Raw genomic sequence first — 23,324 nt, 5'->3', positions numbered from 1 at the left:
TTTTTAAATTTAATCCATCATAATTCCTTTTCAAAATTTTTTATCATTAGATTGTGGCCCTAAAGCAGTTTGTGGTAATTTTTGAATTTTTAACATCTCTTCTTCTGTTAGTTGAAAACCCCCAATATCGGGATTACTAATAATTCGCTCTGGATTAGTTGATTTAGGAATAACTACTTGACCCAATTGTCAAGCTCATCTTAAAGCAATGTGACTAGTAGTAACCTTGTATTTATTTGCTAATTCTTGTAATAATGGTATTTCATCTGCTCTACCACCTAGCATTGTTCTTCATGAAGTAACAGCAATATTATTCTCGTAACAAAAATCTATTGTGTTTTTTTGATTAAAACCAGGATGTGTTTCAATTTGATTAATTGCTGGTTTTATTTTTATTTTTTTTAAAAAATCTTTCAATTGTGAACTATTAAAATTTGAAACACCAATTGCCCTAACTTTACCATATTCATAAAATTCTTCTAAGGCTCTTCAACATTCAAAACTTTGTTTAGTTGGTCAATGAATTAAACATAAATCTAAATAATCTAGTTTTAAACGATTCAGGATACCACGCAAAGCATCTTTAGTAAGTTCATATTCATGATTGTCATTTCAAATTTTAGAAGTAATAAATAAATCTTCCCTTTTAACTTCTGGATTTTCTGCTAAAAAATCTTTAATTGCATTCCCAATTATCTCCTCGTTTTTATAATATTCTGCAGTATCAATATGACGATAACCATTTTGCAAAGCACAAATTACTAAATTATAAATAGATTTACTATCAACCATTAAATATGTACCTAATCCAAATTGAGGAATTTTGACACCATTATTTAAAGTTATCGTTTTTTGTAAAATTTGTTCTTTTGTAAGTTTTAACATTTGTCTAATATCCTTTCAAACAAAATATTAATTATAACCCGCTGTAAAACGTTTTTTAATAAATTTTTGTTCTTTAATCTCATTAATAATAGCAATTGCTGCATCACCATAACTAATTTCACTTTTTCCTTCTTTATTAACAATTAAGTGATTGTTACCAATTTTAAATTTGTCTAAAGTTGGTAATTCTGGGTCATAGTATAAAGAAGGGCTAAAATATGTTCAATTAATGTCACTGCTACGATAAGTATCTAATGCTTGAACTTGTTGTTGTGCATGCTCTTTTCATGCTTCAGGAAATGCAATTGTTTCTACTAATATTTCATTCTTATCATTTAACAAACTACCAGCACCACCAACAATTAATAACCTTTTAATATTTTGACATTCATGCATGATAGTAATTAAGTTTTTAGCAACTTGCTGATGAATATTTTGGGGATTATCAATAGTAGGGCCGTAAGCACTAATTAAAATATCAACATCATTAACAACCGCTTTAATACTACTTTTATTAGTAAGATCAGCTTTTTTAATGGTCAATCGATTATCATTATTAAGAATTGGCATTTTAATAAGATTTCTAGTAATGGCAACAACTTGATATCCCTGTTTTAAAGCTTCTTTAGTTAAGGCAAGTCCTGATTTTCCTGATGCTCCAATAATTCCAATTTTCATAGTTAGTACTCCTTTTCAAACTTAATTTTAACGAAGAGTCAACAATATACTATAGTAATTATAACATAAGTACACCTTATATTAGGTATTAGTTTGGGTGTTAGTAAATCATAAAATTATGATTTTAATTTATAATATTGCTACTTTTACTTATAATTTTACAATTATATATAATAATTTAATTACAAAAATATTTTTAAAAAAGATAAAAAAATGATATTATTAATAATAATTTATTAAATGTTCATTACTAATATAGATATTTTTATCTATATTAGTTTTTTTAATTTGCTAAATTGTAAAGGTAAGTGCAACTAAATTATTTTTCTATCCAAATATTCGATTGGTGAAAGATAATTTAGTATTTTTCTTGGTCTTTGGTTTAAAGACAATATAAATTTATGAACTTCATTTTTATTAGTTTTTGAAAAAATAAATTTTTTAGGAAATTTTTCTCTAATTAAACCATTAGTATTTTCATTAGTACCTCTTTGTCAAGGTGAATATGGATTGGCAAAATAAATTTTTATATCTAAATTTTTTTCAAGTTGTTGTCAATTTGAAAATTCTTTGCCACGATCAAAAGTAATAGTTTTAACAATGTTTTTAGGAAGAATTGATAAATAATAACTAACATTTTTATTAATAACTTTAGTAGTTCTGTTTTTAACTAATATTGCTAAAGTAAATCGTGATACTCTTTCAACTAAAGTTATTAAACATGATTTGCTTTTACCTCGTGATGATACTATAGTATCTCCTTCTCAATGACCAAGTGTTATACGATCATTAACATTTATATCTCGTTCTTTAATTGATTTACCATTAAACTTGCCACGATTTTCTTTAGATTTTCGTTTTTTACCTTTTCTTCTTAAATTTTTACTAGTAACTTTATCAAGCATTCCAAAATAAATTCAAGTATAAATTGTTTTAAAACTAATAACTCACTCTTTATGAAAATTTTTAATTCTGCCATAAATTTGTTCAGGTGATCAACCTAATAGTAATTTTTGTTGTACATATTTTACTAAATTCTTATTTTTAAACTTATGAAAACTAATATGTGATTGTTTTCGATTTTCAGCTTTATTTTGTGCAATTAATGAAAAATAATGATTATTATCTTTATTTCTATTAATTTCTCGAATAATAGTACTAATACTTCGATTAAGATTTTTAGCTATTTCACTAATTTTAAATTTAAATTTCAATTGATTCTCAATATAAATCCTTTCATCTATGCCAAGATGTTTATAACTCATATAAAAACTCCTTACTTTTTTCTAAACTAAATTTAGCATTATGAAATTTTTATATGAGAATTTTTTGCAATTTTATTTACTTGCACTTACAAGTATAACTCAGCATTTTATTAAATTATTTTAAAAAAAATAAAGATAAATATTGAAATTTAAAATTTACTATATGTTTATTTTTAAAATAAAGTCTTTATTCAAAAAACAAAAAGATGAAGGAGAAAATATGTTATTTAAAGAAAATACAGAAAATTCAAATGTTACATTTTGTATTAAAAATCCTACTGTAAAATATGAATTTCAATTACATCAAGATAATAACCCATTAGAAATTGAAACACTAGAAAAAGTAACAGTAACTTGTCATCGCGATGATTATATTATTACAGGAGTTATTGGTGAACATTGAGTTGTTAACCAAAAAAATTTAAAACTACTTATATTCCGGTTATTAATAATATAAGTAAGGGGGAAGCTTGAGCAAATCCCGATTCTAAAATAAAAATAGTTAATCTTAATAAAGATAATAAAAGCGGAGAATTATCACTACCTTGGGATCCAAATGGTACTAAAAAAGAAGTAAAATATACTAAAGAAGATGTTTTAATTTGAGATGAAGATGGATATTGATATCCTTGCAAAAAATCAGTGTTTGAAAATACTTATTTAATTAGTCAATCTAAAACAGAACTTGAAAAACAATTTCAAAATTTACTTAAATTAACAAATAATAATGATAATTTAGAAACTCAAGATGTAAGTTCAAATAGTGAAACAAGATTGAATGTTAATGAAATTAATAATTTAATGCCTTTATCAACAAATACAACAATATATAATTCACAAATACCAAAAAATTTGAACTAAAAAAATAAAATTTAATAAAAAATATTAATTATTTAAATTAATATTTTTTATTTTCTTAATATTTATCACAAAAAGTATAAAGTAATGATAAGATTGCAGCGCCAATTAAAACATCATTTTGATTATGATTTGCTACTTGCGTAGTAAAACTAGGTAATAAACAAATATTATTAAAAAAATATTGATCAATAATTCTTCCAATATTATTATTTGTTAATGAAAATTGTTCTTTTAATATTTTACAATAATCATTATTATTTTTAATTAGTATTGAAGTTTTTTTACTAGCACCAACATCAAGATGTAAACCTTTTTTATATAAAGGTAAATTTAAAACTTGATCATTATTTCAAATATCATATAAATCAAAAATTTTATGTTTTTGAAAAAAATAACTAACTTTATTTTTGAATTTACTTTCATCATTATGATAACTCAAATAGTTTTTTAACATTAATATTTCAGTTCTGGCACCAAGTAAAATCAAAGATTTAATGTTATATTTTAATAACTTATTAGTTAAAAATTTAAAAAACTGTTGTTGATGTTTAACAAGTTTTAAATCTTCATTTAAAATATTTGGTTGTGGAATAACAGTTTTAACGAATAAATGTAACTTTTTATTTTGTAAATTACTAACACTTAAATCTTCTTTTTTATTAATAATTAATAATGCAATTGAAAAAATTTTTTCAAAATCATGAGCATACGAATTGTTCTTTTTTTTATGTAATAAATTACGAAAAGTCTCAAAATCAAAAATAAGAATTGGATATTCAATCTTATCTAAAAATTTACCAATAACATTAATATTTAATTCAATATCTAAGTTATTTATTTTTAATTTTTCCATTGCAATACCTTTTCTAATACATTTATTTGATAAGAGTACTGATTTCACTAACTTCATTTTTAATAATTTTAGTTTTTGATGGATAACCATAACCAGCAGACACTAAAATTGTAACATGATACTTATTAGGTTCAATAATCTTATTTGATTCTAAGTAAGTTAATAATTGTTGTTCATTAAAACCACCTAATACAACATTATCAATTTCATGAGCAGTTAATAATAATAAAAGGTTTTGTAATAAAATAAAAGTTTGACATTGTGCCCAATGATTTATTTGTGTTTTTTTGTCATGATCAAAGAAATTATTAAATGTTGATTTATAAATTTCGTATTGTGGTTTTGTTAAATTACGTCTTTTCATAACAGTATCAACAAATCATTGATTACTAGTATTGAAATTTTCACCACTATAACTTAATAAAATAAATAAATGTGAACAAGTACTAACTTGTTGTTGATTATTTATGATTGGTTGCAATTGTGCTTTAATTTTAGAATTACTAATAACTAAAATTTTTCATGGTTCTAAACCATATGAAGATGGGGTATGACGCACATAGTTAAGAATATCGTTAATTTTACTATCACTAATAACTTTACTAGGATCATAATTACGAATTGATTTACGATTTAAAATTAGACTTTCCAGTTCTTTAACATAAGGCATTGATTTGTCATCTCTTTTCTATAAATTAATTTTACTACTAAAATATTTTTAATCAAAAATCTTTATTCTCAAAAGAGAATAAAGATTTTTGATTAAATGTGATTATTCAATAACTTCAGTAACTTGTCCGGCTCCAACAGTTCTTCCACCTTCACGGATTGAGAATTGAGTACCTTTCTCAAGGGCAACTGGGTGAATTAATTCAACAGTAATAGTAACGTTATCACCTGGCATAATTAATTCCGATTTTTCACCTTTATTAATAAAGTTTCCCATACTTCCTGTAACATCAGTTGTACGAAAATAAAATTGTGGTCGATATCCCGGATTAAATGAAGTATGACGTCCACCTTCTTCTTTAGTTAGAATATAAACTTCACCTTTAAATTTAGTATGTGGAGTAACTGATCCTGGTTTAGCAATAACTTGTCCACGTTGAATATCTTCACGTTTAACTCCACGTAATAATACTCCAACGTTATCACCAGCTTGTGCTTCATCTAATAATTTTCTGAACATTTCAATACCAGTAACAACAACTTTTTTAAGACCTTTGTTAATACCAATAATATCAATTTCATCATTAACTTTTAAAGTTCCACGTTCAATTCTTCCAGTAGCTACTGTTCCACGTCCAGTAATAGTGAAAACATCTTCAACAGCTAATAATACTGGTTTATCAACTTCTCTTTTTGGTGTTGGGATTCATTCATCCATTGCTGTTAATAATTCTTTAATTTTTGCTTCTCATTCTTTTTTACCATCTAATGCTCCTCTTGCAGAACCACGAATAATTGGTGTATCATCACCTTCAAATTCATACTTAGTTAGTAATTCACGAATTTCCATTTCAACAAGTTCTAATACGTCATCGTCTACACTTTCCATATCACACTTATTTAAGAATACAACAATTTTTTTAACTCCAACTTGACGTGCCAATAGAATGTGTTCACGTGTTTGTGGCATTGGACCATCAGTTGCAGAAACAACTAACACTGAACCATCCATTTGAGCTGCACCTGTAATCATATTTTTAATGTAGTCAGCGTGACCTGGACAGTCAACGTGTGCATAGTGACGAGTTGGTGTTTCATATTCAACGTGAGCTGTATTAATAGTAATACCACGTGCTTTTTCTTCTGGAGCAGCATCGATAGAAGCATAGTCCTTAAACATACCTTTATATCCATCTGCTTCATGTTTTGAACAATAACTAGTAATTGCAGCAGTTAATGTTGTTTTTCCGTGATCAACGTGACCAATTGTTCCAACATTAACGTGCGGTTTTGTACGTTCAAATTTTTGTTTTGGGCCTGTTGATACAGGCTTTGATTTTTTTACTTCTTTTTCTGCCATTTTTGTTTCCTCCTTGGAAATAATTAATACTTATTTTTATTTAATTAAATTAAACACTAAGATAATTTTAAAGTAAAGTTATTATACTTTCAATTAAATTATTTTATTTTTTAGTAATTCTTCCTTTTTGATATTTACCAGCAACTGCTTCAGCAACTGATTTTGGTGCTTCTTCATAGTGTGAAAAAGACATTGTATATGTTCCGCGTCCTTGGGTCATTGAACGTAATTCAGTAGCATAACCAAACATTTCAGATAAAGGCACTTTAGCTTTAACAACTTTACTATTACCACGCATTTCATCTGCTTCGATAGTACCTCTTTTACCAGAAATTTTACCAACAATAGAACCATAATATTCATCTGGAATAATAACTTCAACATTCATAATTGGTTCTAATAATACTGGTTTTAATAAATCTTTATTATCTTGTAAAGATTTAGAAGCTGCAATATTAAAGGCACGTTCTGAAGAGTCAACAGGGTGGAATGAACCATCATATAATGTTGCTTTAACGTCAATAACTGGATATCCTGCAATTAAACCATTAGCTAATGATTCAATTAATCCTTCTTGTACTGGTTTAATGTATTCACGTGGCACTTTACCACCAACAATTTTATCAACAAACTCGAATCCTTTATCTGGATTTGGTTCAAATTTAATAATAACATGTCCATATTGGCCGCGACCACCTGATTGATGAATATATTTACCCTCAGCGCGTTCACAAACTGCTTTAATTGTTTCACGATAAGCAACTTGTGGATTTCCAATGTTAGTTGCTACTTTAAATTCACGTTTTAAACGATCAGTTAAGATGTCTAAATGCAGTTCTCCCATTCCTGAAATAATTGTCTGTCCTGTTTCTTTATCTGATGAAACACGGAATGTTGGATCTTCTTCTGCAAGTTTTTGTAAACCTAAACTCATTTTTTCTTGATCAGCTTTTGTTTTAGGTTCAAGCGCTAATGAAATAACTGGTTCTGGAAATACCATTTTTTCTAAAATAACTTCATGTTTTTCATCACATAATGTATCACCAGTAGTTGTATCTTTTAAACCAACAATAGCAGCAATGTCACCAGCATAAACCTTTTTAATTTCGGCACGACTATTGGCATGCATTTGTAAAATTCGACCAACACGCTCTTTTTTTTCTTTAGTTGAGTTTAATACATAACTACCAGATTCTAATGTTCCCGAATATACTCTAAAAAAAGTTAATCTTCCAACAAAAGGGTCAGTCATGATCTTAAATGCTAACGCTGAGAAAGGTTCTTCATCACTAGAATAACGTTCTACTTCTTTTAATGAAACAGGTAATATTCCTTTAATTGCAGGTACATCTAATGGTGAAGGCAAGTAATCAATAACTGCATCTAACATTAATTTAACACCTTTATTTTTAAAGGCACTACCACATAATACTGGGAAAAACTCAGCAGCAATTGTTGCTTTACGAATTACTGTCTTAATTTCAGCAACAGTTACTTCTCCTTCAGCATATTTCATAAAGAAATCATCATCAAAGTGAGAAAGTGCTTCTAATAATTCCTCACGTCTACTTGCAATAACATCTTTAAGTTCTTCAGGAATTGCAATTTCTTTATAATCCTCATTTGGTTTACCATCAAAATGGTATGCTTTCATCTCAATTATATCAATAATTCCATCAAAAGCATCTTCTGCACCAATTGGTCATTGAATTGCATGAGCATTAGCACCAAGACGATCTTTTAATGTTTGAATTGAATGAGCAAAGTCAGCCCCAATTTTATCCATTTTATTTGCAAAAACAATTCTTGGTACATTATACCTAGTTGCTTGATTTCAAACAGTTTCGGTTTGTGGTTCAACTCCAGTTTGCGCGTCTAATACAGCAACTGCTCCGTCTAAAACTCTTAATGAGCGTTCAACTTCAACAGTAAAATCAACGTGACCCGGAGTATCAATAATATTTATTCGATTATTTCTTCAAACAGCAGTTGTTGCAGCTGAAGTAATAGTAATACCACGTTCTTGTTCTTGTTCCATTCAGTCCATAGTTGCGGCACCTTCATGTACCTCACCAATTTTATGAATTTTACCAGTATGATATAAAACTCTTTCTGTTGTTGTAGTTTTACCAGCATCAATATGAGCCATAATTCCAATATTTCTAGTATTTGCTAGTGAATATTCTCGACCTGATTTTTCTGCCATTTTCTCTCTCCTTTATTATCATTTATAGTGAGCAAAGGCTTTATTAGCTTCAGCCATACGATGAATTTCATCACGTTTTTTAATTGATGAACCATTACCAGTAGCAGCATCCATAATCTCAGCTGCAAGTTTATCTTGCATACTATTACCATATCTTGCTTGTGAATAAGAAACTAATCAACGAATTGCTAAAGTTATCTTACGAGTAGCACTAACTTCAATAGGAACTTGATAGTTTGCACCACCAATTCTTCGAGTTTTAATTTCTAATTGTGGTGTAATATTAGCAATTGCCTTTTCAAATACTTCTAATGGTACTTGTTGGGTTTTTTCTCCAACAATTTTAAAAGAATTATAAACAATTTTTTGAGCTACACTTTTTTTACCATCAATCATAATGGCGTTAATTAATTGAGTAACAATTTTTGAATCATAAATTGGATCAGCAACTAATTCTCTTTTAATAGCTTGATTTTTACGCATTTAGTTTTACCTCCTTATTTCTTATCTTTTGGTTTTTTAGTTCCGTATTTAGAACGACCTTGATTACGATTTACTACTCCGGCAGTATCAGAATACCCACGAATAACATGGTATCTAACTCCAGGTAAATCTTTAACTCTCCCACCACGGATTCCAACAATAGCATGTTCTTGCAAATTATGACCTTCTCCAGAAATATAAGCAGTAACTTCCATACCGTTAGTTAAACGAGCACGAACAATTTTTCTTAAAGCTGAGTTAGGTTTTTTTGGTGTTCTTGTAGTAACTACAAGCGCTACACCTTTTTTTTGCGGACTGCTAATTGAAGAAGTTGTTTTTGTTAATGAATTATATGAAACATTTAACGCTGGTGATTTAGATTTGTATTTTTTATCTGTACGTCCTTTACGTAATAGTTGGTTCATTGTTGGCATTAATCGTTAGCCTCCTTTATGATTTTAAAGAATTAATTATATACACAATTCCTAGTGTATCAAAATTTAGTCCAATAAGTATAATACCAGTTTTTAATAGTAATAGTCAAATAAATTTTGAAAAATAATTAGAAAAAAATGACACAATTTAAATTGTGTCATTTTAATTATAATAAAATATTATATTTCTTATTCGTGTGCTGTTACACCAGTTAATTTAACAGCAACTGCAACATCTTTTGATTGCCCAAGTGTAACTTTAATATTAACTGTATTATCTCCTACAGTTAAATCTGTATCTTCTTTATCAAAAGTAAATGTTGCTTCACTAGCTTTATCTTCATCAGTAACTTTTTTAATTGCTGCTGTAATAATATCTTTAGCATCACTTTGTTTTTGTGAATCATTTAATGATTTACCATCAACACCTTTTTCTAAAGCTGCTTTAATATCAGTTGTAACTTCAATATCTGTCTTTTTATGTGCTGTTACACCAGTTAATTTAACAGCAACTGCAACATCTTTTGATTGCCCAAGTGTAACTTTAATATTAACTGTATTATCTCCTACAGTTAAATCTGTATCTTCTTTATCAAAAGTAAATGTTGCTTCACTAGCTTTATCTTCATCAGTAACTTTTTTAATTGCTGCTGTAATAATATCTTTAGCATCACTTTGTTTTTGTGAATCATTTAATGATTTACCATCAACACCTTTTTCTAAAGCTGCTTTAATATCAGTTGTAACTTCAATATCTGTCTTTTTATGTGCTGTTACACCAGTTAATTTAACAGCAACTGCAACATCTTTTGATTGCCCAAGTGTAACTTTAATATTAACTGTAATATCTCCTACAGTTAAATCTGTATCTTCTTTATCAAAAGTAAATGTTGCTTCACTAGCTTTATCTTCATCAGTAACTTTTTTAATTGCTGCTGTAATAATATCTTTAGCATCACTTTGTTTTTGTGAATCATTTAATGATTTACCATCAACACCTTTTTCTAAAGCTGCTTTAATATCAGTTGTAACTTCAACATCTGTCTTTTTATGTGCTAATGTAAATGTAATAGTTATTGAATCACCATTATAAATTTTACCATCAGGAGTAACTACTGCACTAGTAATTGGATCTCCCTCTTTTTCAGGAGTATTAACTTTAACTGTAATACCATTTAAATCAATGTTTTTATTTTCTGGAACTGCTTTAATAGCTTCTTTAAGTTCTTTCTCAGTTGGTTTAGTAATATCAACAACTGAAATTGGATCTAATTCTTTCTTTTTTAATACTGTATCTAAATTAACTACAGTTTGATCACCACAAGCTACAACTGAAGTAGTAGCTACTGTTGTTAGGGCTAATGCACCCATAAGTCTTAATAAATTTTTCATTTGCATATCTTAGTACCTCCGAAATAGTTATTTACTTATTTTTTGAATTTTAACATACAAGAAAATGAATGTAAAGATTTTTTGCTTTGCACATGTTAATTAACATATAAATTTATATATTCAAATCTTATTTTTTTACTAGTCTTTAATTTTCATTAAATAAGGTTTTTTTAAAAAATGTTATATAATAATAAGTATCATTTAAAGCATGTTTTTATAGCATACTTATGGTAATTGGTGAAGAAAGGGTTGAAAATTTTATGCAAAAAAGTCAGATAGCACGAGCTGTACAAAAAAAATTAGAATTATCAGAAAAAGAATACAAAGAAGTGTTAGAATTTATCTTAGATAAAATTGCTACTGCTTTAATTAAAGGAGAAAAAGTAACACTACGTAACTTTGGAACTTTTACTATTAAATACCGCAAAGCTCGACCGGGAGTAAATCCACAAAATTCAGAACCGATGGCTATTCCTAGAAAGCGAGTAGTTAAATTTAATTCTTGTAAAGCATTAAAAAAGAGAGTTAATGAAGGTAAATAAATATTTTATTTTAGAAATGACTTCAATCAAATATAGATTGTATATTCATTCCTTTTAATTTGTAAAATTAACAACCTTTTTTAATCTTAAATAATTAAAAAATACTCTGTTTTAAATGAGTATTTTTTACTTTCTTCATATATTAATATTAAGATATATTTTTATTAACTACTTTTTTTTCTGTTAAATTAGATATTTGCTTTTTTTATCTTTAGTTGTATGAATAAATGGTTTAGATTTTCAAAATGTATAAATTAATAATGGTAATAATATAAAAACAGCAAATAAATCAATAAAGCCAAGAAATAAATAAAAATAAAAACCATTATGAGAAACATGTGCAACATAATATCCTAAACCTAAACAAATAATTGGCATTATAATTGTTCGTTGTAAACTAGCAAATAATGACAATTTACCACGATTAATTGATTGATAGAAAATAACAGCAACATAATGTAGTGTAGCTAATGGATAAAAAGCAAACTGCATAATAATATAAACTTTAAAGAATCTTGCCATTTCTAAATCTACGCCAAAGAAATGCATCATATATTGCCCCGCTATTACTACTAATAATACTGAAGCAATTAGCAACAATAAAAGTAATAAAGTTAAACGTCACATCAATTGTCAAACACGACTAAAGTCCTTTGAACCATAAACATAGCCAATTAATGCTCTTGCTCCCTGCGTAATTCCAATAATAGGTGCATTAATTAAAATTAACCAAGGCATAATACCACCATATAATTGAACAAAAACCGGAATACCAGTACTTCCCCCACCATGATAGTCTGGAGGTGGTAATGTATTTAAAATTTTAGTAGTAACCATTGCCAAAATACTTTGGGCAATATTTTGTAATAAAGAAGTTGCACCAATTAATAAAATGCCCGTTACTATTACTCATTTAAGTTTTAAGTGTGCTACTTTAAATCTTAAATTATAGGCACTATATCAAATAATACCTATTGAAAATAAATTAATGCTTGCTCAAGCAATAATAGTTGCATATGCAGTGCCTTCCATTCCTAATTTACCAGGAATAACAAAAATAAAATCTAAAGATATATTTACTAAACAAGCCGCAACATTAATTAAAATTGTTCATAACATCATTCCTTCACTACGTAATAATGAAACTAAAAAATAAGCAAAAAAAAGTAATGGTGTAGCAAGAATTAAAATTTGCGAAAATCTAACTGCTTCTTTAATTATTATTTCCCTAATTATTGGATTACTTCCAACATCACTTCCAGCTTGAAATTCAATAATACTCTGACAACTAAAATACATAATGATCATAAGAACAATAGAAACTAAAAAAGATAATAAAAATCCATTTCCTAAATATTCTGACATTTGTTCTCGTTTATTTTGACCATATGCAATCGAAAACTTAATACCTGTTCCAGTTGCAACCATTAAGGCAAAGGAAACCATCATTGAAGAAGGAACAGCAGCATAAGTAGTAGCAATATTAATAATTTTTAATGCTTGTTCAGCAGTTATCATTATTCCTGAATTTTGATAATTATTATAACGATCAATAATACTTTGTCCACCTCATTGTGTAGCAATTCATTTATCAAAAATTTGATAAGTAGAAAAAATAATTACAGCAATTAAAGGTGGTGTGACCATAATAAAGATTGCTTTTCATGGATTTGCCGTGCTAAAAATAGCTTGTCTTTTCAACTTGTTTATTGAATTTCTTTCTGTTCGTTTATTGAGAGTAACTTTAGCAAGATTTTCTTTTTCCATAATATTATCCTTTCTAACAAAATTAATCTAATTAATATTATATTTTATAAAAGCTCATAGCTAAAATATCTATTGCTGTCACAAATAAAAAACATGTTTAGTATTTTAAAAAATGTTAGAAGAAAAAAATTAAAATATAAATTTTTATAAAAAATATAATTACATTATAACCTAATAATAAATAAATATTTAAAAATAATCTCTTTAATTTATTTTTATTTAAAAACTATCATTACTTTCAATTGAAAAAACAATTGGTATTTTATTAGTTTTTCACTTAGTTCCTGTATGAAAATCAGGAGTAATAATAACATAAACCATACCAACTTGTTGATAATAGTTATTAATTACATGTTTAGCAAATTTATCACTAAAATATTGAATTGTGAAATTACCAGTTAAAGGATCGCTCTTTAATTGATTAGAAGTATTAATAACATTCTTATTAATTTGTTGATATGTTAAATTAGGATTAACAATAATTGGATCCATTCCTGATAAATCATTAATTGTATTTAAATCAGAACGCTTATCTGTTAAAGTTACTTTCAAAATGGCTGTTGTTCCTGTTCAATAAGGATCATTAACATCTGCTGTAATTTTAACTCAAATATCACCAGCAACCTGTTCTTCATCATCTGCTGCTACTTTTCCTTCTTCATCACTAAAATAATTAACAGTAAAACCAACTGCTAACTTATTTTTTCAAATAAAGATGGTTGATTATAAAATGAGGAAAATCGTTAATAATTAAAAGATAATAATTATTTTATTATAAGAGAAAAAGATTAATTATAATAATTTAATGAATAATTGCTTTCTTTTTTTCTATAGCAAATACTTTAAATTTAAATAGTTTTACATACTGTCTTGATAAAAAAGCACAAAAGAAAATTAAAATTAACATCTTAACAAATGAGTAAATTATAGTAACAAAAAAATTATTATTTACAAATTCCACTGCTCTTCTAGCAACATTTAATCCAAATATTAAGCGCAATAATAAACCTGTCATAAATTCAACACTAATTACTTTATTAAAAGCAATATGGAAAAATAAAATAAAAGTAGTACCATGAAATAAAAAGGCTAAAATTTTATTATAATTAATATTTAACATAATAAAAGGAATAAATAAAAATAAAGCTTGCAAAATTTCCATAATATCTCAATAAATTAAAGGAAAATAAAATATCATTCGACAACTAATAATAACAATAAATAAAGAAAAACTAAGTAATGACTAAACCACATTATCTTTTATCTTTTCTCAATTTATTCATCACTGAAAATTAAGACCAACTAAAAAAGCTAATAACCCAGGTATCAGTTGTAAAAATCCACCCTCACGAAATGATACATAAAATAAATCTCAATTAAAGTTATCATATCAATATAACTTACTAGTAAGTTGCAAGTTAATACTAAATATTAAAACTATTATTAAAAAAATACTAGTAATAACTAAAGTTATTATTTTAACAATATTTCAACTTTTATTACTTAAAGAAAAATGGTTAGTAACAACTTTTACTAATGCGCTACCACCAATAATAATTCATATCATTCATTTACCATAATCAAAAAATAATAATTTAAATCATAATCCTATCATATAACCTGTTGTTACATATCCTTCTTTAAAAGCAAAAAAATCTAAATACATAAAACTTGTAATTAAAGATAAAATCATAATAGCTAGTATTAATTTACTATACTCTTTTCAACTAAATTATTATTGGCACTTAAAAAACCAAATGATATCAATATAACAAATAACATTGGTGAGCAAAAATAAGCATTAAAAGCATATAAACTACCACCAATATTTAAAGTAACATTTTGTACATTATTTCAAACAATAAAAATAGTAGCAAGCACAATAAGTAATCTAATGCCATTATTTCGAAAGTTAATTTGTTTAAAATTGATAATATCCATTACTTAAACTCCTCACTATGATCATACATATTTGTCATATCAAAAAAAGGTGTTAAAATTGGCTGACCATCTCAAATTATTGGTCGTGAATTAATATCTAATAATCAAGCAATAGTAGCTGGAATATCATAAATTTTAATTTTATCTGGAATAATTCCGTATTTTGGAATACAATTTCCTGCAAAAAGCAAAGGAATTTTTTGTTCAGCATCAGAAGAATGACCATGATATTGTGAAACACCTCCATGATCAGAACTAATAATTAATAAGATATCTTCTCACATTTCTAAATCTTTTAAATTTTCAATAATATCTCCAATATATTTATCAGTCTGACTAATTGCTTGATAATATTCTTCACTATTTCATTCACGTGAATGACCTGCTAAATCAGGATTAACATAATAAAAAAATGAAAATAAAGGTTTATTAATTAATACATTTTTCGTATTTTCAAAAGTTTGTTTATCATTTTCTGTTGCACAATAATTACCATTATTACTAATTAAAGTTTTTATATTTTCTTGCCCTTTGGGCTGAAAATTAGCAATCATTTCACCTTCACTAGCATAACCAAATAAATTTTTTGAAGGACCATACTTATCAATAATAGAACTAAAAATACTTACTTGATCAGCTTTTACTTCAGCATGAACAGTATGATGAATATTTCACAAATCTTGATCAACAACACCATGCTTAATAGGATCTGTAGCAAACATAACACTTGCTCAATTTGCAGCAGAAGAAGTTGGTAAAACATCACGTGCTTCCAATGTATATGCACCATGATGCATTAAATAGTTCATATTTGGACTATAACCACTTTTTAATGCATAACTGGCCATACCGTCAATACCCACCATAACTACATGTTTAGGTTTTTTTGCTTTAGGAACCAATTGATTAGTTGGTTCATTTGTTAAATAATCGTTACTATGTGGTACATAATTTAAAATTGGATCGCGATAACTATCGTAACTAATAGTTATCATAATCCAAACTACTACTCACACAATATTTATTAGTAAAAAAACAATTATTTTTTTAGAATTAAACATCATAATACACCCTTTTTAATGAAATAATGATTATTAAATTTTACTATAAATAAATTTATGAAGTAATTATATATTAAATCCTTGACTTTCATCATCCTCTAACTAATAAACTAACTCCAAGAACAAAACATATTGGTACAATAATGATTAAAAAAATAATTGCAAAATAAACTTGTTCAAAAGGATGAGAAACATAAGTATTTTTAGCCGCTTCTATATCTAGTTGATCTCAATTATAAAACAAATTAATAATACCATAGTGTTTTAAACTTCAAAAACCGTTACCAAGAAAATTATTATAGTGATCATTAAAAATAGATGTTCCAAATAGTATTAAACTAATTATTAGAAAAAGCAAAGTTAAAATACATAAGAATAATCCTAGTTTTTGCTTTCAATCCCAAGATGTAACTTTTTTATATTCTACATTTTTATCCATATTTAACACTTACTAAACACTAAGAATATAATCAACGTTTAAAATAACCAAATATTAAAGATAAAACACTAACACCAAAAAAGATAGCAGTTAAAATTACTGTAAATACAATTCCGACAACTACTTGCGCAAGAGGATAAGTTAAAAGTTTATCACTAGTAGCATCTGTTCACATTTGATCATAGCCAGCTTTGCTTAAAAAACTATCAAGTCCTCATACAGAAATAACATGAAAGCCATTTCCGGCATATTGTGAAACACCTCCACTTGGGGCTTTAAAATTGGCTGTTGCAATTAAAATTAGTCCTAATGCTAAACAGAGCAAACTAATTACCAGTGAGGCAAAGCCAATTTTTATTCCTCAATTTTGTTTCTTAAAAAGATTTATAAGATTTTTCATTAAGGTTTCTCCTTTACTACCTAATTATTTTATTGTTTTACCAAAATAATGTATTAATTGGTATTATCACAATAAATAAATTATAGCGTAAAATTTTTTTAAATATTAAAAAAATTATGAATAAAAACATAAAAAAATCATTAGTACTTTTACTAATGATTTTTTCTATATTATTATATTATTCTTCAATTAATACTTTAATACCAGGGCCCATTGCTGTAGTAATACTTATATTTTTAATATAAGCACCCTTAACCGCTGCGGGTTTAACTTTTCTTAAAGTGTTAAGAATTGCTAAATAATTATCTTTTAACCCTTCTTGTGCAAATGATACTTTACCAAGAATAACATGAATATTACCTTGTTTATCAACACGATATTCAACTTTACCTTTACGAATATCAGCTATTGCTTTTTGAACATCCATTGTTACTGTTCCTAGTTTTGCTGTAGGCATTAACCCTTTTGGTCCTAATACTCTACCAATTTTTCCTAATTCACCCATCATTTCGAGTGTTGCAATAATAACATCAAAATCAAATCAACCTTTTTGAATTTTTTCAATCATTTCCTTACCACCAACAAAATCAGCTTGACTTTCCATTGCCTCTTTTTGTTTAGTAGTAGTTATTACTAAAACACGTTGTGTTTTTCCGGTCCCTGCTGGTAAAACAATAGAACCACGTAACATTTGATCAGCATGTCTTGGATCAACATTTAAACGAAATGCTGCTTCAACTGTTGCATCAAATTTTAATGATGAAGTTTGTTTAACTAATTCTAAAGCACGATCAATTGGATAAACTTTAGTGTTATCAACTAATTTTGCAACTGCAAGATATCTTTTACTTCTATTCATATTAAACACCTTGCTTTCCATCTTCAACAGTAATACCCATATTCTTGGCTGTTCCTGCAACAATTTTAATTGCATCTTCTAAAGAATAAGCATTTAAATCAGGTAATTTAATTTGAGCAATTTCTGTGATTTGAGCAATAGTAAGTGTTCCTACTTTTGTTAATTTAGCATTTGATGAACCTTTTGCAAGTTTCAATACTCTTTTTAAAAGAAATGTTGTTGGTGCAGTTTTTATTTTAAAGTCAAAAGTTTTATCTTTATATGCTGTAATAAAAACTGGAATTGGAACTGGATTAACATCATCTTTTTGATCTTTGGTTTTATCGTTAAATTCTCTACAAAAACGTGGCATATCAATACCGAATGATGCTAAACTAGCACCTGGTTTGGCACTACCAGCTGGTAATTGAATAATACCTTCACGATTAATATTTTTTTTATCTGCCATGAGCAACTCCTCCTAAATGGATTCTCACTGTGGTCCAAACGAATAAATCTTCCACAAGTTTAAACATAATTAAAGTCTATTTATATATATAAATAGTACTTTACAAATAATAACATCATTATAATTAGTAGTCAAATATATTTTAATTTTATTTTACATAAAAATTAAATAATTTAAACTAAACTTTAATTTTTTTACAACTATCATATTCTACTTTAATTTCGGTTTGACGACCAAACATATCAACAGAAACTGTTGCAACACCCTTATCTTCATCTAATTTAATAACTTGTCCTTCTCGGCCTTGTAAAGCACCAGAAGTAATATGAACAAAATCATTTAACTCAAAATCACGAATAATTTTTTTTGTCTCTTTAACTTTAGGTTGTGATGAATTTTTAGAATTACGATATAACATTTCATTAACTTCTTTAGTAGAAAGTGGAGTCGGTGGTACACCTTTACCACTAGAACCAATAAAACCATTAATCCCTGTTGTATTACGAATATCATATCAAGTATCTTCGGTTAAAATCATATGAACAAAAATATAACCAGGAAAAATATTTTTTTCAGTTATTTTTTTATCTTTATCTGGTATTGCTTCTTTAACAACCCTAACTTGAAAAATATTATCTTTTAAATTTAATTTTTTTTCAATTTTATTTTTCAAATCAGCAGCAACTTTATCTTCATGACCTTTGTTACAATTAACAATATATCATTGTGCTTGCTCAATTCGATGTTTATGTGTTTCTTCTAATGATGTAGTTTTCACTAAAGGGGTTTCTTTTTTTATTCTTTCGCTCATTTTTTGGCATCTCCATTTTTTACATTATTTTTAATAAAGGTAATACAAATAGTAATAACTGCTCAATTCCATAAAAGAATAGTGCTAAGACAGCAATAAATAATACTGTTGTAATAAATTTATTATTTAATTGTTTTCTTGGTGTTCAACGAGTTCTTCTAATTTCTCTTGATAAGTATAAGAAAAAATATTTATGATAAGTTCTCGCTTCTTTTTTATAATAAAAACGTTCTTCAGGCGTACGATTTTTACGTTCTTTTTCTCAAATTTCGCTAATATTAACCTTTTTATTTTTATCGGCTGTTCGTGGATCAAAACTTGGTTTTCCTTCAGAAGTTCTTTTTGTTCTTAAAGGTTTAATTTTACGTAAAATATTAAATTTACTTTTTAAAAGAGCCAATTTTTCAGGATTAATTTTTGGTTTTTCTTTTGATTTGTCTTCTGCACTCATGAAAATTTCTCCTAACGTGATTCCTTATGTAAAGTATGTTTTTGACAATGTTCACAATATTTTTTTAGTTCCATACGCTCTTTATATTTAATCTTATTTTTGTATGTATGATAATTACGATTTAAACACACAGTACAAATTAAAATTATTTTTTCGTTCATTAAATTCACCTAGAAAATTTAACCATTTTTAATTATATTATTATTTAAAATAAGTGTCAATTTTAAAATATTTTTATTTTAAAAACAAAGTTAAATTTTTAATCTTTCTTTAAAATTCATCATTTCTAAAATAATTGTACAAGAAAAAATAAAATAATAAATAAAAAATAATGTTTTTTTAAAAAAACATTATAATATAAAAAATAATTTTAATTAACTATTAATACTTCCTAAAAGTGGTTGTCTTTCATTGGGTTCTATAATAACTTCTGACATATCATTATTTGCATTTGTAACAAATTCCGGCTCAAACTCATAATCAGGAATTTTTAACTTTATTCTTTCCTGTTGACTATTATCTTCAATCTCTGTTACTAATTCTACCTTTTTATTTTCGGGAGTATAATTATCTATTCATTCTTTAAACATTGTTAATGTTGGTCTTCAATCTTTTATTTTTCCGAGTTTAACAAAACTAGGAATTGTTTTATCTGAATGTCTCATTTCAAACTTATCTCAATTATTTTTTTCTAAATACTCATATATTTCCTTTAAATCTTTATTACTCAAAATACCTTTATATAAAGAAAAACTTTTTGTAATGTGTTCTTTTCTTTCATTAATAATTTTAATAATAATTTCCTCTTTACTATTTGAAGTATTAGATTTACTCATTGTAGAAAAATATGTATGACTAACATCCATCATTGCTGAAATTGACATTAAATTTCCTCCCACAATATTACCATTTGTAAAATTAATGCCTGCAGTTGCAAAAGTAGTAAGTGATTTTAAGTATTCAATAGTTTTTGTTACTTTTTGAATTTTATATAAATCAAAACCTGATATTCCACTAAGCACTTTAACTAATCCATTTGTACCAGTAAATAATTTATTTAATGCAATAGAAATCATTTCTGGATTTAATTCATTACTTACAGCATCTTCTGTTAATTGTTCAGCAATTTCAGAATAAAGTCTTTCATTATTTGGTGGTAAAGTAGGAAAAGTGGGTAAATTTGGCTCGGTAGTTGTACTACCACCAGTTTCATTTAAATTATACGCTTGTCAAATAACTCAACCACCAAATGCAGCATATAATATATCAGCTACTCCACTTTTAATTAATTGGTAACGTTTTTCAATATTACTATACCTAGTAACAGACTTAAGTCCTGCTATTGTTAGTAGAACTCTTGTTGTCGTATTACTTCAATTTTGTGCACTTAATGCTCCTGCTCTAACTGGACCATGAAGATTATTCAACGCTTTTTGTACTTCTTTTCATGTTTCTTCTTTATTTATTTTCATTTTATTTATTCCTTTCATAGTTAAAGTAGTTTTAAATTAAATTTTTAATTTTATTGATAAGATGATACATAATTATTCATTAATAATATTGTCATTATTTAGTGATAATTTCCTATTAGTTATCGAGTAAAAATTTCCCAAAAGTGAAGTTAAATATACTTGGTGATAAATATGGAAAGAAGTATGACTATGAAAGAAAAATATAAATACAAAATTATAAATGATATTATTATTAATAAATTATCTAAACATCAAGCCAAGAATAAACTTAATCTAACTATTAGAAGAATTAACCAATTAATTCAAATTTTTAATAGAGAAGGTAAAGTTGATTTTATTCATAAATCTCGTAATAAAATTTCTAATAAGGCAACAAATTTTGAAATCAAAATTAAGATTATAAACTTGTATAAAACAAAATATTATAATTTTAATTTTCAACATTTTCATGAGAAATTAATTAATGAAGAAAAAATTAAGATTTCATATAGCACACTTTATACTATATTAATTAAAGAAAAAATTACTTCACCAAAAAGACATAAAAATAAAAAAAATAACTTACATCCAACAAGAAATCGAAGAACAAATTTTGGTAAATTAATTCAAATGGACGCCAGTAATCATCATTGATTTGGTAACGATAAACCAAAATCATTTTTACATGCTGCAATTGATGATGCTACAGGAAATATTGTTGGACTATGATTTGATCATCAAGAAACATTAGATGGTTATTATAATATTTTTTATCAAATTTTAACTAATTATGGAATACCAAAAACATTTTATACCGATAATAGAACAGTTTTTGGATATAAGAAAAAAGTTGATGCAGGAAAAATAAATACAGAAAATGACACTTATACTCAATTTCAAAAGTCCTGTAATGATTTAGGTGTTGAAATAATCAGAACTTCAATTCCGCAAGCTAAAGGTCGCGTTGAACGCTTATTTGGAACACTTCAAAGTCGTTTAATTAGTGAATTACGACTTAATAAAATTAGAAATTTAGAAGAAGCTAACAAATTTCTTAAAACATACATAAGTACTTTTAATAAACAATTTGCCTTTCCTATTGATGATACTAAATCTGCTATGGTTAAAGCTCCTACACAGGAAGAAATCAATATTTATCTTTCAAGATTTTCTAAAAGAAAAACAGATAGTGGTTCAACCATAACATATTATGGTAAAAAGTATTTTCCTTATAAAAATAACAAAGTTCAATACATACAACCTAGAACTGATGTAATTGTACTTAAATCATTTATTAATGAATTATATCTTAGTTACAATAATCAAATGTATGAACTAAAAGAAATAGCACAAAAACCAATTATAAAAGAAAATTTAATAAAAACTAAAAAAGTTTATATACCCAATAAAAATCATCCGTGAAGATATGGATATCAATAATTCTGAATTAAAATTAAAAATCTATTTTATAAGATATTTAATTTTATAAATACTAAACCATATAAAATTTTAAAACGTTTGCGTATGAGCAAATTTGGTGTTCTAAAATTGATTTTAAATATAAAAGAAATTATAATTGCAATCTCTCGTTTTTACATTTGTGGTAAGTTTGATTTAGTCGGATTTATTAATAAATTATTTAAAGTTACATTATTAATTTTATTAACATCTATATTTATTTCACTATTTGATTTTCTTATATATAATTCTTTTACTTTTTTAATATTTCCAAAAAGTTCTTTTGATATTTTTATAAAAAAATCATTTTTTTCTTTAATTATTTTATTTTTATCAATTTTTCCAAAAGTAAATATTTTCAATATTGAATAACTAATTTTTTTAAATTTGCTAATCTTTTGTTTTTTTAAATTTTCATTAATATCAACAATAGTAGTTTGAGCTAAATTAACTCTATTACTAATAATTTCTGGAGTAAATTGATTTTTATCAATAATTATTTTTTTCAATTCTCTATTAATTCATTCATATTCTTCTTGTAAATTTTTATTCATTTTTTCATCCTTTCAAAATAAAAACTCATTTACTTTGAAATTAAAGCAATGAGTTA

General features: G+C 26.1%; 29 protein-coding genes. 4 read left to right on the top strand and 25 right to left on the bottom strand.

Annotation, left to right across the window (positions count from 1 at the left end):
* Positions 1-9 precede the first annotated feature (9 nt).
* The 3 genes from AACL05_RS00350 to AACL05_RS00340 all read right to left on the bottom strand — a co-directional run bounded on the left by AACL05_RS00350 (position 10) and on the right by AACL05_RS00340 (position 2,828).
* Entirely contained in the window at positions 10-885 is an 876-nt protein-coding gene (locus AACL05_RS00350) for an aldo/keto reductase (RefSeq protein ID WP_338961669.1), read from the bottom strand.
* Between the two features lie 27 nt (positions 886-912).
* Entirely contained in the window at positions 913-1,563 is a 651-nt protein-coding gene (locus tag AACL05_RS00345) for an NAD(P)-dependent oxidoreductase (protein ID WP_338961666.1), read from the bottom strand.
* Positions 1,564-1,877: 314 nt separating this feature from the next.
* Positions 1,878-2,828, bottom strand: coding sequence for an IS30 family transposase (locus tag AACL05_RS00340; protein ID WP_338960236.1), 951 nt, complete (start codon positions 2,826-2,828; stop codon positions 1,878-1,880).
* A 220-nt stretch (positions 2,829-3,048) separates the two neighbouring features.
* Here AACL05_RS00340 and AACL05_RS00335 point away from each other — a divergent pair, with 220 nt between their 5' ends.
* A complete protein-coding gene (locus tag AACL05_RS00335) occupies positions 3,049-3,285 on the top strand; it encodes a hypothetical protein (protein ID WP_338961665.1) in 237 nt (78 codons plus the stop codon).
* A 185-nt stretch (positions 3,286-3,470) separates the two neighbouring features.
* Positions 3,471-3,689, top strand: coding sequence for a hypothetical protein (locus AACL05_RS00330; protein ID WP_338961663.1), 219 nt, complete (start codon positions 3,471-3,473; stop codon positions 3,687-3,689).
* A 55-nt stretch (positions 3,690-3,744) separates the two neighbouring features.
* Here AACL05_RS00330 and AACL05_RS00325 read toward each other — a convergent pair whose 3' ends face one another.
* The 7 genes from AACL05_RS00325 to AACL05_RS00295 form a co-directional block, all read right to left on the bottom strand.
* Positions 3,745-4,542 carry a hypothetical protein gene (locus AACL05_RS00325; RefSeq protein ID WP_338986046.1) on the bottom strand — a complete coding sequence of 266 codons (798 nt, stop codon included), beginning with the start codon at positions 4,540-4,542 and terminating at the stop codon, positions 3,745-3,747.
* A gap of 22 nt (positions 4,543-4,564) precedes the next feature.
* Positions 4,565-5,212 (bottom strand): nitroreductase family protein, encoded by a 648-nt coding sequence (locus AACL05_RS00320; protein WP_338961659.1) that lies wholly within the window; start codon positions 5,210-5,212, stop codon positions 4,565-4,567.
* Between the two features lie 102 nt (positions 5,213-5,314).
* The gene (tuf, locus tag AACL05_RS00315; protein ID WP_338961656.1) at positions 5,315-6,571 is read right to left on the bottom strand and encodes an elongation factor Tu; all 1,257 of its coding nucleotides are present in this window, start codon (positions 6,569-6,571) and stop codon (positions 5,315-5,317) included.
* A 103-nt stretch (positions 6,572-6,674) separates the two neighbouring features.
* Positions 6,675-8,777, bottom strand: coding sequence for an elongation factor G (fusA, locus tag AACL05_RS00310; protein ID WP_338961653.1), 2,103 nt, complete (start codon positions 8,775-8,777; stop codon positions 6,675-6,677).
* Positions 8,778-8,792: 15 nt separating this feature from the next.
* Positions 8,793-9,260: a 30S ribosomal protein S7 gene (rpsG, locus tag AACL05_RS00305; protein WP_174481359.1), complete on the bottom strand. Its 468-nt coding sequence runs from the start codon at positions 9,258-9,260 to the stop codon at positions 8,793-8,795.
* Positions 9,261-9,274: 14 nt separating this feature from the next.
* On the bottom strand, positions 9,275-9,694 hold the full coding sequence (rpsL, locus tag AACL05_RS00300; RefSeq protein WP_252320120.1) for a 30S ribosomal protein S12: 420 nt from the start codon (positions 9,692-9,694) through the stop codon (positions 9,275-9,277).
* A 189-nt stretch (positions 9,695-9,883) separates the two neighbouring features.
* A complete protein-coding gene (locus AACL05_RS00295) occupies positions 9,884-11,092 on the bottom strand; it encodes a hypothetical protein (protein ID WP_338986045.1) in 1,209 nt (402 codons plus the stop codon).
* 254 nt (positions 11,093-11,346) lie between these two features.
* Between AACL05_RS00295 and AACL05_RS00290 the strand changes: the two genes are divergently transcribed.
* On the top strand, positions 11,347-11,628 hold the full coding sequence (locus AACL05_RS00290; protein WP_174481356.1) for an HU family DNA-binding protein: 282 nt from the start codon (positions 11,347-11,349) through the stop codon (positions 11,626-11,628).
* A 183-nt stretch (positions 11,629-11,811) separates the two neighbouring features.
* Here AACL05_RS00290 and AACL05_RS00285 read toward each other — a convergent pair whose 3' ends face one another.
* The 14 genes from AACL05_RS00285 to AACL05_RS00220 form a co-directional block, all read right to left on the bottom strand.
* Positions 11,812-13,395 (bottom strand): MATE family efflux transporter, encoded by a 1,584-nt coding sequence (locus AACL05_RS00285; protein WP_338986043.1) that lies wholly within the window; start codon positions 13,393-13,395, stop codon positions 11,812-11,814.
* A 219-nt stretch (positions 13,396-13,614) separates the two neighbouring features.
* Positions 13,615-13,947 (bottom strand): hypothetical protein, encoded by a 333-nt coding sequence (locus AACL05_RS00280; protein WP_338961647.1) that lies wholly within the window; start codon positions 13,945-13,947, stop codon positions 13,615-13,617.
* A gap of 250 nt (positions 13,948-14,197) precedes the next feature.
* Complete coding sequence (locus AACL05_RS00275; RefSeq protein WP_338986041.1) at positions 14,198-14,593, bottom strand: hypothetical protein; 396 nt, start codon at positions 14,591-14,593, stop codon at positions 14,198-14,200.
* A 45-nt stretch (positions 14,594-14,638) separates the two neighbouring features.
* Positions 14,639-15,088: a hypothetical protein gene (locus tag AACL05_RS00270; protein ID WP_338986040.1), complete on the bottom strand. Its 450-nt coding sequence runs from the start codon at positions 15,086-15,088 to the stop codon at positions 14,639-14,641.
* A gap of 11 nt (positions 15,089-15,099) precedes the next feature.
* Entirely contained in the window at positions 15,100-15,336 is a 237-nt protein-coding gene (locus AACL05_RS00265) for a hypothetical protein (protein WP_338986038.1), read from the bottom strand.
* Positions 15,336-16,331, bottom strand: a complete 996-nt coding sequence (locus AACL05_RS00260; RefSeq protein WP_338986037.1) for an alkaline phosphatase — start codon at positions 16,329-16,331, stop codon at positions 15,336-15,338. Before AACL05_RS00260 ends, AACL05_RS00265 begins: the two co-directional genes overlap by 1 nt.
* A gap of 139 nt (positions 16,332-16,470) precedes the next feature.
* A complete protein-coding gene (locus tag AACL05_RS00255; RefSeq protein ID WP_338961639.1) occupies positions 16,471-16,836 on the bottom strand; it encodes a hypothetical protein in 366 nt (121 codons plus the stop codon).
* Positions 16,837-16,855: 19 nt separating this feature from the next.
* Positions 16,856-17,236, bottom strand: a complete 381-nt coding sequence (locus tag AACL05_RS00250) for a hypothetical protein (RefSeq protein WP_338961637.1) — start codon at positions 17,234-17,236, stop codon at positions 16,856-16,858.
* Between the two features lie 178 nt (positions 17,237-17,414).
* Entirely contained in the window at positions 17,415-18,095 is a 681-nt protein-coding gene (gene rplA / locus AACL05_RS00245; protein ID WP_338961635.1) for a 50S ribosomal protein L1, read from the bottom strand.
* 1 nt (position 18,096) lies between these two features.
* Positions 18,097-18,543 (bottom strand): 50S ribosomal protein L11, encoded by a 447-nt coding sequence (rplK, locus tag AACL05_RS00240; RefSeq protein WP_338961633.1) that lies wholly within the window; start codon positions 18,541-18,543, stop codon positions 18,097-18,099.
* 178 nt (positions 18,544-18,721) lie between these two features.
* Positions 18,722-19,354: a transcription termination/antitermination protein NusG gene (nusG, locus tag AACL05_RS00235; protein WP_174481439.1), complete on the bottom strand. Its 633-nt coding sequence runs from the start codon at positions 19,352-19,354 to the stop codon at positions 18,722-18,724.
* 19 nt (positions 19,355-19,373) lie between these two features.
* Positions 19,374-19,805 (bottom strand): preprotein translocase subunit SecE, encoded by a 432-nt coding sequence (secE, locus tag AACL05_RS00230; RefSeq protein ID WP_174481440.1) that lies wholly within the window; start codon positions 19,803-19,805, stop codon positions 19,374-19,376.
* 11 nt (positions 19,806-19,816) lie between these two features.
* On the bottom strand, positions 19,817-19,966 hold the full coding sequence (gene rpmG / locus AACL05_RS00225) for a 50S ribosomal protein L33 (protein WP_174481441.1): 150 nt from the start codon (positions 19,964-19,966) through the stop codon (positions 19,817-19,819).
* A gap of 213 nt (positions 19,967-20,179) precedes the next feature.
* Positions 20,180-21,277: a hypothetical protein gene (locus AACL05_RS00220; protein ID WP_338961629.1), complete on the bottom strand. Its 1,098-nt coding sequence runs from the start codon at positions 21,275-21,277 to the stop codon at positions 20,180-20,182.
* A 171-nt stretch (positions 21,278-21,448) separates the two neighbouring features.
* Here AACL05_RS00220 and AACL05_RS00215 point away from each other — a divergent pair, with 171 nt between their 5' ends.
* Positions 21,449-22,696 carry an ISNCY family transposase gene (locus AACL05_RS00215; RefSeq protein WP_338961626.1) on the top strand — a complete coding sequence of 416 codons (1,248 nt, stop codon included), beginning with the start codon at positions 21,449-21,451 and terminating at the stop codon, positions 22,694-22,696.
* Between the two features lie 152 nt (positions 22,697-22,848).
* On the opposite strand, the gene AACL05_RS00210 is transcribed toward AACL05_RS00215, so the two are convergent.
* On the bottom strand, positions 22,849-23,268 hold the full coding sequence (locus AACL05_RS00210) for a hypothetical protein (protein WP_338961431.1): 420 nt from the start codon (positions 23,266-23,268) through the stop codon (positions 22,849-22,851).
* Between the last annotated feature and the right edge of the window lie 56 nt (positions 23,269-23,324).

The sequence above is a fragment of the Spiroplasma endosymbiont of Thecophora atra genome (assembly GCF_964019735.1).
GTDB lineage: Bacteria > Bacillota_I > Bacilli_A > Mycoplasmatales > VBWQ01 > Spiroplasma_E > Spiroplasma_E ixodetis_A.
This window is presented reverse-complemented; position numbering and strand designations above follow the sequence as displayed.